Below are 12,499 nucleotides of genomic sequence, written 5' to 3'. Positions count from 1 at the left end.
CCATGAAGGCGTTCGCCGTCGCGTAGTCGGCCTGGCCCATGTTGCCGGTGACGGCGGCACCCGAGGAGAACATCACGAAGAAGTCGAGGTCCACGTCCCGGGTCGCCTCGTCGAGGTTGACCGTGCCGGTCACCTTGGGCGGCAGTACGTCGGCGAATTCCTCGCGCGACTTCTTGAGGATGAAGTTGTCCTCCCGCACCCCGGCGCTGTGGATGACGCCGTCGATGCGGCCCGCCTCGCGCAGGGTGTCGGCCACCAGGGCGTCGACACCTGCCCTGTCGGTGACGTCGAGCCGCGTGTACGACACCCGCGCGCCCGCCTCGCGCAGCTCCGCGAGGAACCGGCGCGACCGCTCGGACTCCGGGGAGCGGCCGGTCAGTACGAGGGTTACGCCATCGGCCTGTCCGGCGATCTCCTCGGCGAAGATCCGTCCGAGGCCGCCGAGACCGCCGGTGATCACGTAGACGCCGCCGGTGCGCCATGGGGAACGGGGCCTGTCGGCCGCGCGGTCCTCGTCCCACACGACCACTTCGCGCCGTCCGCCCCGGTAGCGGACGGTCGCATCTTCGGGGCGCAGCCGCTCGGCCGCGAGGCGCGCCCGCAGGGCGGCCACGTCGTCGTAGTCGTCCACGACGACGACCTGGCCGAGGATTCCGGGGTTCTCCTGGCGCGCGCTCCACACGAGCGCGCCCAGGCCGGACAGGGCCGCGGTCTGTGGCCTGTCCCGCACGACGACCTGCACCAGTGTCTCGGCGCGCGGGGTGGCGCGCAGGATCGCCTTCGTCTTCTCGAAGACCTGCAGCGCGTAGTCGGCGTAGCGGCCGTCGGCCGTGGCCGCCCGCGAGGTCAGGACCAGCACCTCGCACGTCGGGTCCAAGGCCAGGGCGTCCGCGATCGCCCCCTCCTCCGCGCAGACCAGCGCGTGCTGCGGACCGCCCGTGCTCCGCGCGGGCCTCGGCAGCTCGTGCCGCTGCCAGCGCGGGAACAGCAGGATGCCCGCGTCATTCGGCGCGCCGCCGCCGTCGGCGGCCCGTACGGAGAAGCCCCTCATGCGGACGCGCACGCGGCCCGTGTCGTCGCACAGGTCGAGGTCCAGGCGGCGTACGGAGCCGTCGGACGGCCCGCCCGCGCCTTCGCGGACCCAGACCCACATGGTGTCCTCCAGGGCGCCGAGCACCTCGACGCGCTCCACGGCGAACGGCAGCAGGGGGCGCGAGGCGTCAGCGGTGTTCCACAGCACTCCCAGGGCGGCCTGCAGGGCCGCGTCCGTGAGTCCCGGGTGCAGCAGGTAGCCGTCGCGCACCGGCCGCGCGGCGGCGGGCAGTACGAGGCGGGCCAGCGCCTGGCCCTCGCCGACGTGGACCCGCTCGACGCAGCGGAACGAGTCCCCGTACTCGATGCCCGCGGCCCCGAACGCGGCGTAGACCTGCGCGGCGTCCAGCTCGCGAGCGCCGCACTCGTCGCGGAGCCGGGCGATGTCGATGGGGTCCGCGCGGTCGGCGGCACCGTCCGCGAGCGGGACGACCGAGCCTTCGCCGTGGACGGCCACGGCCGCGTCGCCCGCGGTGTCCGACGCCGTCGTGAGGACCTCGAAGTACGTGGTCGGCGCATCGTCACGGCGCAGGTTGACGTGCAGGTCGCGCGGTCCGTCGCCCAGTTGGAAGGGGCGGGTCCAGACCACGCCGGTCAGCGCCAGCCCGGTGGGCGGCGTTCCCGAGGCGTCGGCCACCGCGGCCAGCGCCAGCTCCAGGTAGGCCGCACCCGGCAGGACCTTCTCGCCACGCACGCGGTGGCCGGTGAGGAAGTCCTCGTCGCCGGTGAACGTCGAGGTGTAGCGCAGGGTCGCGAACCCGGACGTGTTGCGGTGCAGCAGGGGGTGCAGCACGACGGCCGACGCGCCCGTCTTGCGCGGCGCGGGCTCGACCCAGTGCCGCTCCTTGGCGAAGGGGTACGTCGGCAGCGGCAGGCGCAGGGGTGCGGGGCCGATGTGGAGCGCGGCCCAGTCGACGGCGCAGCCCTCGGTCCACGCCTGCGCGAGCCGCCGTAGGTCCTTGGCCGCGGTCCACGTCCGTACGAGCTCCTGCTGCCGCTCGTCGTCCTCCTGGCGGGCCAGTTGGTCCGCCGTCACCCGGCCGCGCACGGGCGCGCCTTCGTCCGCCCGGTCCAGGTGCGCACGGAGCCCGCGTACGACGTCCGAGAGGGAGCCGGCCACGAACGCCAGCCGCTCCTCCATCGCCTCCCGGCCCACCTGGAGGGTGTACGCCAGGCGCGCCAGGTCGGGCCGGGGCTCGTCGTTGACGAAGGCGAGCAGGTTCCCCGCCAGTTCGTCCAGCTGTTCCCCGGTCCTGGCGGACAGGGTGACGATCACGGGCTCCGCCCCGGCCGGGGCGCCGTCCGTCCTGGCGCGGTACTCCTCCAGCACGACATGCGCGTTGGTCCCGCTGAACCCGAACGAGCTGACGGCGGCTCGCCGCGGGCGGCCGTCGGACGGCCTCTCCCACGGCTCGGGGGCCGTGACGACGCGGAAGGGCGAGTTCTGGAAGTCGAAGTGCTCGTTGGGCGATGCGAAGTTGAGGGACGGTGCCAGCGTGCCGTGGCGCATGCTCAGCAGCACCTTGTGCACGCCCGCGACGCCGGCGGCCTCGGATGTGTGCCCGATGTTGCTCTTCACCGCTCCGATGGCGCACGACCGCGCGGGGACCCCCGACTCGCCGTACACGGTGCCCAGCGCGGAGAGTTCGATCGGGTCGCCCAGCTTCGTGCCCGTGCCGTGCATCTCGACGTAGCCGATGGTCGCGGGGTCGATGCCGTGGCGGTCGTAGACCGTGCGGACGAGTTCCGTCTGGCTGGCGGCGCTCGGCGCCGTGATCCCGTTCGTCCTGCCGTCCTGGTTGATGCCGGACGCGGCGACGACGCCGTGGACGTGGTCGCGGTCGGCCTCGGCGTCGCTGAGGCGCTTGAGCACCAGGGCGCCGACGCCCTCGCCGGGGACGAACCCGTCGGCGCTGTTGTCGAACGTCTTGCACCGCCCCTCCGGGGAGAGCATCCCGGCCTGGCACATGCCGACGTAGGTGTCGGGGAGCAGGTAGAGCGAGACGCCTCCGACGAGTGCCATGTCGATCTCGCCGTTCAGCAGCGCCTGCCGGGCGAGGTGCAGCGCGACCAGCGAGGACGAGCAGGCTGTGTCGACGGCGACGGCCGGGCCCTTGAGGTCGAGGTAGTAGGCGATGCGCGAGGCGGCGATGGCGTTGCTGCTGCTCGTCGCGGACGCGGACGTCCCCTCGCCGCCGAACACCAGGAAGCTGTACTCGCTGCCGCTGATGCCCAGGTAGACGCCGCACTTCTGGGAGGCGAGGGACCGCGGGTCGTACCCGGCGTCCTCGAACGCGCGGTACGCCTCCTGAAGGAACAGCCGGTGCTGCGGGTCGATCCCCTCGGCCTCCAGAGGGGAGATGTTGAAGAAGAGCGGGTCGAAGTGGTCGGCGTCCGCGAGGTGACCGAGCCACTTGGAGTACGTCTTGCCCTCCTGGCCGGGCCTGGGGTCGTAGTACCGCGAGACGTCCCAGCGCGACGGCGGGACCTCGGTCACGCAGTCGCGTCCGCCGCGCAGGTTGTCCCAGTAGGCGTTGAGGTCCGCCGCTTCGGGGTAGCGCCCGGACATCCCGACGACGGCCACCTTGTCGGCGGCGCGGGCGGCGGGTGCAGGTGCGGGTGCGGGTGCGGGTGCGGGTGCGGGTGCGGGTGCGGGTGCCGCAGGAGCGTCCGCCGCGGGGGCGGTGCCCACCACGGGCGCGATGTGCGCGACGAGGTCGGGGGGCGTGACGGCCTGGGCCGCCCGGACGGGCTCGTGGGCCGCGACCGGTGCGACCGGCTCCGGGCCGGAGGCCGATTCCACCAGCGTCAGCAGGAATTCGGTGAGCTCGCGCACGGTGGGGTGGTCGTACAGCTGGGTGGCCGCGAGCGACGTCCCGTAGTTCTTGTTGAGGACCTTCACCCACTCCACGCCGACGATGGAGTCCATGCCGAGTTCGACGAAGTTGCGGTCGGCGGCGATGTCTTCGGCGGCGAGGAACAGCACGTCGGAGAGGCTGTCGCGGACGCCTTCCAGCAGTGCGGTCTTCGAGATCCGGGGACGGGCGGGCGCCGGGGCCGCGGCGGGCTGGGTGACCGGAGCGGGCGGCGCCGCCAGGGATGCAGCCTTCGCGGGTGCGGACGCTGCAAGTTGGACCCGGACGAAGTCCGCGAGTTCGCGCACCGACGGATGGTCGTAGAGGTTCGTGGCGGCGAGGCTGGTCCCGTACTTCTTGTTGATGGCCCTGACCCACTCCACCCCGAGGATGGAGTCCAGGCCCAGGTCCGTGAAGTTGCGGCCGGGATCGATGTCGCCCTCCGGCATCTGCAGAACGTCGGCGAGGCCGCTCCGCAGCTCCTGCCGCAGCTCGCCCACAGCCTTCACCGCGCCCGCGTCCGCCGGTGCGGCGACCGACGCGGACACCGCGACGGGGGCGGCGGGTGGAGGAACCGGAGCGGCCGCGGCCACCTGGGCGACGGGGGCGGCGGACCGCTCCCCCAGGTCGATCAGCCGGACGTTCCTCGGCTTGGCGGCCGTCGGCAGCGGCGCGGCCGGCCCCTCGGCCGGGTTGTGCAGCGTGACCCGGCGGCGTCCGGCGACAGGGCCCGAGGGCTCCTCGGCGGCCTCGGCGGCCTCGGCGGCTGCAGCGTCCTCAACGGGCTTGTCGGACAACGGTCGTGTCACTGCGGGGTTCTCCCTGTTCACCCAGTACACCTTGCGCGAGAAGGGGTAGCCGGGGACGGCCACCAGTTGCGGCTCGTCGCCCGTGAACAGTGCCCGCCAGTCGGGGGAAGCGCCCCGGCAGTACAGGTCAGCGAGCTCCAGGAGCACATCTCGGTGCCCTGCGGTGGCCACGTCGGCGAGCCGCGCGAACAGCGCCTCGCTCTCCGCGTCACGCGGCCGGTCCCCGCAGTCGCCCGGGACCTCGCCGTAGCGGATCCCCGCGTGCCGCTCGCCGCGCTCGGCGGCGCCCAGCGCGGTGACGGCCTCGTCAAGGTCGCCGGCGACGATCGCGCAGCGGTGCTCGAAGTGCTGCCTGCGCTCCAGCAAGGTGTGGCTCACGTCGGTGAGGGAGACGGCGTCACGATCCGCGCTCCGCAAGGCCTCGGCCAGGTCGCGGATGCGGTCGCGCAGCGCCCCCGCGGTCTTCGCGGACAGGGCCAGCAGGCGTGCGGGTGCCTCGGCGGGCCGCGCCGGGCGGGTACGGCCCCGGTAACTCTCCACGACCATGTGGACGTTGGTGCCGCTCATGCCGAACGAGCTGACGGCACCGAGCCGCGTCCCGGACGGGTTCTCCGGCCACGCCTTCAGGGTCTTGTTGACGTAGAAGGGGCTCCGCTGCCAGGCGATGTAGTCGCTGTCCTGCTCGCAGTGCACGCTCGGCGGGATGATGCCGTGGCGCACCGACTGCACGAGCGCGATCAGGCTGACGATGCCGGAGGCGGCCAGCGTGTGACCGACGTTGGGCTTGGTCGAGGTGAGCGCGCAGAACCCGATCCTGTCCGTGTGCTCGGACAACACCTCGTTGAGCGCGTTGACCTCGACCGGGTCGCCGAGGCGGGTGCCGGTTCCGTGGGCGACGACGTGGCCGATGTGCGCGGGCTCGATGCCGTGCCGCTCGTAGACGGCGCGGTACAGGCGCGCCTGCGCGGCGCCGTTCGGGGCGGTGATGCCGTTCGTACGGCCGTCGTAGTTGATGCCGCTGCCGCGGATCACGGCGAGGATGTCGTCGCCGTCGGCCTCCGCCTGCGAGAGGCGCTTGAACATCACGACGGTGATGGCCTCGCCCAGCACCATGCCGTCCGCGCGTCGGTCGAACGCGTAGCAGGCACCGCTCGGGGAGAGCATGCCCGCCTTGCTCGTCTCGGCGAACACCCGGGAGGACGCGGCCAGGTTGACCCCGGCCACGATGGCGGCGTCGCACTCGCCGTTGCGCAGGCTGGCGCACGCCTGGTGGGCTGCGGCAAGGCCCGACGAGCAGGCGGTGTTGACGGCGAGCACGGGGCCCTTGAAGTCGAGCAGATAGCCCAGCCGGGAGGCCAGGATCGCCTCGTGGTGTCCCGTCAGGGTGCCTTCGCCGCCGCCCAGGTGGAGATAGTCGCCCTGCTCAGCGCCGACGAACATGCCGATGCGCTCGTCGCGCAGCTTCCGCTCACCGTAGCCCGCGGCTTCCAGGACGTGCCACGCCTCCTGGAGCAGCAGGCGCTGGCGCGGGTCCATGGTGCGCGCCTCGCGCGGCGATATCTCGAAGAAGGACGGGTCGAACTCGCCTATGCCGGGCACGAAGCCGACGCGGGCTGTCGCGGGGTCCGGGGCCTGCGGGTCGCTCCAGTCGGCGCGCCGGTCGTCGGGGACGGCCGACAGGACATCGCGCCCGTCCATGAGGATCCGCCAGAACTCGTCCACCGTGCGGGCGGCCGGGAAGCGGCCGGTCATGGCGATGACGGCGATGGGCTCGGGTCCGGAGTCCGGGCCCGGCGCGGCCGTGGCCTGCGCGGGAGCAGCCGCCGGGGTCCGGGCCTCGGGCGGGGCCTCGGCGGCGGCCGGTGCGGCCTCGGCCGCGGACTCCGCCGGGTGGCGGTCGCCGAGCAGGTCCGGGTATTCGGACACCAGGTGCGCCACCAGCATCTGTGGGGTGGGGCGGGAGAAGAACACCGAGGGGATGATGTCGACGCCGAAGTGCCTGGTCATCGCGTTCGCGAGCCGTACCAGGGTGATCGAGTCGAATCCGAGCTGAGCGAGGTTCTCGTCGGCGTGGATCTGGTCGCGCGGCACCCGGACGGTCTCGACGATCAGCGTCTTCAGGTCGGACAGGACGCGAGCGGCGAGGTGCTCGTGGCCCGGCGCCGCGGCCGACGCTGACGCGGGGGGCGCGACGGTCGCAACGGGCGCAGTGGGCTCAGCGGTTCCAGCCGCTTCCGCGGGCCCCTCGTCGATCCCGAGCAAGCGGCGCAGCCGCTGCGGTTCGCCCGCCATGACGAGCGCCTGCGGCACGCCCTGGCCGATGAGCCGCTCGAAGAGCCTGATGCCGTCGGCGTTCTCCAGCAGGCGCTGGCCGCTGGAGGTGAGGTACAGCTCGGTGGCCCGCGCGTCGTCGAAGCCCATCTCGCCGTCGCGCCACAGTGGCCAGTTGACGGCGACGGTAGCGCCCGAGCGAGCGCCTCGGCGGACCAGTTCGTCGCGGTGGAGGGCGTACAGCGTCTGGAAGCGGTTGCCGACGGCGTAGTCGCAGCCTCCGAAGTCGCCGAGCTGCGCGGAGGACGACGAGAAGTAGCAGACGAAGTCGAGGGGTTCGTCCGCGAGCACCTCGTCGAGCACGAGCGTGCCGTCCACCTTGGCGGCCAGCAGGCCCGGGAAGGCGTGTGCCTCGCCGGTGAGCACGCTGCCCGTACCGGGGACCCCGGCGGCGTGGATGACGCCGTCGATCCCGCCGAAGCGCTCGTGCGCCTCGCGGACGACCTCCCGCATGGCCCGCCGGTCGGCGACGTCCGCCTGCGCGTAGTGGATCTCGCCGCCCAGCGACTCGATCCGGGCGATCCGCCGCGCGCGGTCCTCGTCGAGGGGCGAGCGGCCGGTCAGCACCAGCCGTGCCGAGCGGGTGCCGGCGAGGTGCTCGGCGAACAGCAGCCCGAGGGCCCCCAGGCCACCGGTGATCAGGTAGGTGCCGCCCTGCTTCAGCAGGTCGTTCCCGGCGCCCGCGGCGGCCGGGCGGACCCTGCTCACATGGCGCGTCCCGTCACGGTACAGAGTGCTCACGGGCTCGGCGAGTCCGGCGCTCAGGCGCGCGAACCAGTCGGCCATGGGCGTCCGGGCGACGCCCGTGCCGGCGGCGTCGTCGAGCACCGCGGCAAACCGCACGCCGGGCAGGACCTGGCCGAGGGAGCGTTCGAAGCCCAGCCAGGACTCGGCGTAGGCGCGCTCCGTCCCGTCGCGGAACTCGCCCGCCTGCAGGACGTGCCGGGCGCCCGTCTCCACCGTCGCGACGGCCTGGAGCAGGTGGACGATGTCGGTGTAGGAGCGCGGCCCCGCCCCCTCCTCGAGCGGCCAGAGGTTCAGTACGCCGTCCACGGCGCCGAACCGCTCGCGGATCTCGGTGAAGACGCGGATCCAGTCGGCCCGCTCCCCCGCGTCCACCGCCCAGCGGCGCCGCCCGCCGCCGTCGGTCGCCGGGGTCCGCGAGACGAAGACGAGCGTCGTCCCGGGGTCGGTCTCACCGGCGGCCCGCTCCAGCTCCGCCTGGTTCGCGGGTTCGGAGCACAGGAACACCAGGGTCCTCGGTCCGGCGTCCTGGCGCACCGAAGCGGGCGCGGGCTCCCAGTACTCCTCGAACACGTGGGCCCCGGGGGCGTCCTGCCGCAGGGCACGGACGGTGGCGGAGGTGTCGAGCCAGTGGCGCTCCCTGGCGAACGGGTACGTCGGCAGGGCGATGCGCGGCGGCGTCCCGGCGGCGTACAGCACGGACCAGTCGACGACGGCGCCCCGCACCCACAGCTCCACCAGTTCGGCTGGGCCTCTGGGCTGCCCGGCGGTGACGGCGTCGACATGGCTCTCGGCGCCCTGGACCGCCCGGCCGCGCGCGATGCCGTCCTCCGTGCCCGCGACGAAGTCCCGCAGCCGGGAGATCAGTTCGGCCACGGAGTCCGTCACGATGCCGAGCCGCTCCCGCATGGCCTCGCGGCCGGTCTGTGAGGTGTGGGCGAGCGAGGGCAGGTCGGCGGCGGACAGCCCGCGCGCCTCGATCCAGTCGGCCAGGTCGGCGGCCTTCGCCCGCAACCGCTCGGCGCTGCGCGCGGAGAGCACGACCGCGACGGGCCCCTCGTGGGCGGGTGCGGCGGGCGGCTCGGCCCGGTACTCCTCGACGACCAGGTGCGCGTTGGAACCGCCCGCGCCGAACGACGAGATTCCCGCGATGCGGGGTAACTCCCGCTCCTCCCCGTCGACGACCAGCACGGGCCGCTTCCACTCGGCAAGCGTCTGCTGCACGGAGAAGGGGCTGTTCGCGAAGTCGATGTGCGGGTTCAGCATTTCGGAGTGGAGCGAGGGCACCAGCTGCCCGTGCTTCATCTGGAGCAGCACCTTGGTGAGCCCTGAGATGCCCGCGGCGCTCTCCGCGTGGCCGATGTTGCTCTTCACCGAACCGATCGCGCAGAACTGGCTGTCCTGGGTGTGCTCCCGGAACGCCCGCGTGAGCCCGGCGATCTCGATCGGGTCGCCGAGCGAGGTGCCGGTGCCGTGCGCCTCGATGTAGCTCAGCGCGCGCGGGTCGACTCCCGCCTGCCGCCAGGCGTCGGAGACGGACCGGGCCTGCGCCTGCGGGCTGGGCACGGAGTAGCCGTTCGTCCGGCCCCCGTGGTTGACCGCGATGCCCTTGATGACGCCGTGGATGCGGTCCCCGTCGCGCACCGCCAGGTGCAGCGGCTTGAGCAGGACCGCGCCGATGCCCTCGCCGGGGACGTAGCCGTCGCCTCCCTCGCCGAAGCTCTCGCACCGGCCCTTGCTCGACACGAACTTGCCCTGCCCGAGCATCAGGTACTTGTTGGGGTGGACCGACAGGTTCACCCCTCCCGCGATCGCGACGTCGCACGCGCCGGACTCGATGCTCTGGCACGCGAGGTGGATGGCGGTGAACGACGACGAGCACATCGTGTCGACGCTCATGCTCGGGCCGTGGAAGTCGAAGAAGTACGACACCCGGTTGGCGACGGCCGACGGATTGCCGGACAGCGCCACGGGGTTGCCCAGGACCTGCTCCTGCGCACCGTACAGCTGGTACTCCTCGTACATCACCCCGACATAGACGCCGACGCGCGCCCGCGTGCCGTCACCGGGCGAGGTGTTCAGCCGCTCGGGGGTGTAGCCCGCGTCTTCGACGGCCTCGTAGGCGCACTGCAGGAACAGCCGCTCCTGCGGGTCCATCAGCTTCGCCTCGGGCGGCGATATGCGGAAGAACAGGGAGTCGAACTCGTCGACGCCGTCTACGAATCCGCCCCACTTGCTGTACGTCTTGCCCGGCGCGTCCTTGTCGGGGTCGTAGTACACGCTCCGGTCCCAGCGGTCGGCCGGGATCTCGGTCACGCAGTCGCGTCCGTCGGCCAGGTTCGCCCAGAACTCATCCAGCGTGCGGGCTTTCGGGTAGCGCCCGGCAAGCCCGATGATCGCGATGTCGAGCCCTTTCGCCCGGCCCTGTGGCGCGGGCGCGGACACGGGTGCGGGTGCGGGTGCCGGTGTGGCCGGCAGTGTCTGCGGCCCGTCGAACCGCGTCGCCCACTTGCCCGCCCTGAGCGGCTTGCGCGCGAAGGCGGCCAGGCCCGGTGCGGTGGCCCGCTCCCTGGCGGGCGCCGGGGCCGGAGCCGGCGCGGGAACCGCGGGCCCGCTGCCGGGCTCCGCGCCCAGGTGCCGGGCCAGCTCGGGGCCGTGCGTGGTGAGGAAGTGGCTGGTGAGGGCGCGGATGTCGCGGAACTCGAAGAACAGGGTCTTCGGCAGCGACCCTAAGACGGCCTCCAGTTCGTCGGTCATCCGCATCATCATCACCGAGTCGAGTCCCAGGCTGTCGAACGCCGCACGGGCGTCGATGCGGTCGGCCGGGAGCTTGATGACCTCGGAGAGGACGCCCGTGAAGAACGCCGTCGCCTTGGCTTCGAGGGAGCTGGTGTCGTTGTGCGTCACTGATTCGTCCCGGCGGCAGAGGAGAAGGGGGAACTCTGGTACGGACTCTGGTGCGAGCTCGGTTGCGCGGCGGACGAGCCGGTGTCCCCGGCTCCCGCGCGGCCTGGTCCGGAGGCGACCATGACCTGGTGGTGCGTCGAGGCGACGGCACGGAGGAAGGCCGCGACGCCGGCCGCCGTGTCGAGGGGGACGACGCCGTAGCGCGAGCGCAGTACCGCCCGGACTTCCGGTGTCACGCCCATCCCCCCGTCCTCCCACAGCGGCCAGTTGACGGACAGGCTGTGCCCGGAGCGCTCCTGGCGGGCCACCAGGTCCTGGCGGTGCCAGGTGTAGGCGTCCATGAACGCGTTGGCCGCCGCGTAGTCGGCCTGGCCCGCGTTGCCGAACGCGCCCGTCGTGGACGAGAACGTCACGAAGAAGTCCAGCGGCAGCGTGGCCGTCGCCCGGTCCAGGTTCACCGTTCCGGACACCTTCGGGGCCAGGACTTCCGCGAAGTCCCGGGCGCGCTTGGTCAGGATGTAGCCGTCCCGGGTCACCCCGGCGGCATGCACGACGCCGTCGATGCGGCCGTGCTCCTCCACCAGGGCGTCCACCACCGCGTCGACCGCTGCCGCGTCCGCGACGTCGAGCTGTATGTAGTGCGCCGACGCGCCGTGGGACCGCAGCTCCCGCAGGGCTTCGCGCACCCGCGCGTCGACCGGGGAGCGCCCGGTCAGCACCAGCGTGGCGCTGTGCGTGCGCGTCGCGATCTCCCGCGCGAAGACCAGGCCCAGCGCTCCCGCCCCGCCGGTCAGGAGGTAGACCCCGTTCTCCCGCCACGGAACCGGGGGGGCGTCGGCCGCGGTGTCGCCGGCCTCGGTCCATACGAGCACCTCGCGCCGCCCGTCGGCGTACCGCACGAGCGTGTCGTCGAGGTGCGCGCGGTTCTCCCGCACCCGCTCGGCGGCACTCTCGGGCGTGTCCGTCTCCTCCAGGAGGATGACCTGCGCCGAGACGTTGGGGTTCTCGATCGTGGCCGTGCGCAGCAGGCCGATGAGCCCGGCCAGCGGGGCGGACGCGGGGCCCTGGCCGATGACCAGCTGGATGCCGGCCCGGCCCGTGGACGCGCCGCGCAGCACGGAACGCACGTGTTCGAGCGCCTGCAGCCCGTACGCGATGTACTGCCGGTCCAGTTCCTTGTCGCCGGAGGTCAGTACGACGGCGTTGTCGTGCACCGGCAGCAGCGCCGCCACCTCCGGCATTTCGACGAGCAGCACGGTGCGCCGCACGCCGTCGTCCTCGGGCGGGGCGTTCGTCGCGGAGCGCGTCTGCCACTGGGGGTGCAGCAGCGCCCGCACGTCGGCCGTCTGCCGCGCACGTCCGGCCGGCTGCCCGTGCTCCGGCTGCCCGTGCTCCGGCTGCCCGTCGAGGGCGCGGAAGGACAGGCCGCCGATCCGGACGCGCACGCGGCCCTCGTCGTCGGCCAGGTCCACGTCGACCTTGTGGAGCGCGGCGTCGCCCGGCTGGTCAGCGCTGGGGCGGACCAGCGCCCACATGGCGGCGGTGCCGCCGTCGAGGACGAGGACGTCGTCGATCGCGAAGGGCACGAGCACGGCGCCTTCGCGCCGTGCCCCCAGGCTGCCCGCCACGCCCACGGACGCCTGCAGCGCCGCGTCGACGAGGCTCGGGTGCACCGTGTAGTCGCCCTGCGTGCCGTGGGCCGCCGCGGGCAGCGCGAGCCGCGCCAGCGCTTGGTCCCGCCCGATCCAGATGTGCCGGACG

The 12,499-nt window shown here is 73.2% G+C and carries 2 protein-coding genes (both running past the window's edge); both read right to left on the bottom strand.

Annotation, left to right across the window (positions count from 1 at the left end; translation table 11 throughout):
- Window positions 1–10,738, bottom strand: partial view of an SDR family NAD(P)-dependent oxidoreductase gene (locus tag AC067N_RS23900; protein ID WP_478680916.1) — the 5' portion only. The gene continues 6,926 nt to the left of window position 1, outside the view; the window shows 10,738 of its 17,664 coding nt (coding positions 1–10,738); the start codon lies at window positions 10,736–10,738; its stop codon lies off the left edge, out of view.
- A protein-coding gene (locus AC067N_RS23895; RefSeq protein WP_478680915.1) for an SDR family NAD(P)-dependent oxidoreductase crosses the window boundary here: on the bottom strand, window positions 10,735–12,499 show its 3' end. 11,948 nt of this gene lie beyond the right edge of the window; 1,765 of the gene's 13,713 nt are visible here — the last part of the coding sequence; the start codon falls outside the window, past its right edge; it ends in the stop codon at window positions 10,735–10,737. The genes AC067N_RS23900 and AC067N_RS23895 overlap by 4 nt, the downstream gene beginning before the upstream one ends.

The organism is Streptomyces sp. NPDC042364 (assembly GCF_056437585.1).
Note: the sequence above shows the minus strand (reverse complement) of the source record. Positions and strands in the feature narration are given on the sequence as shown.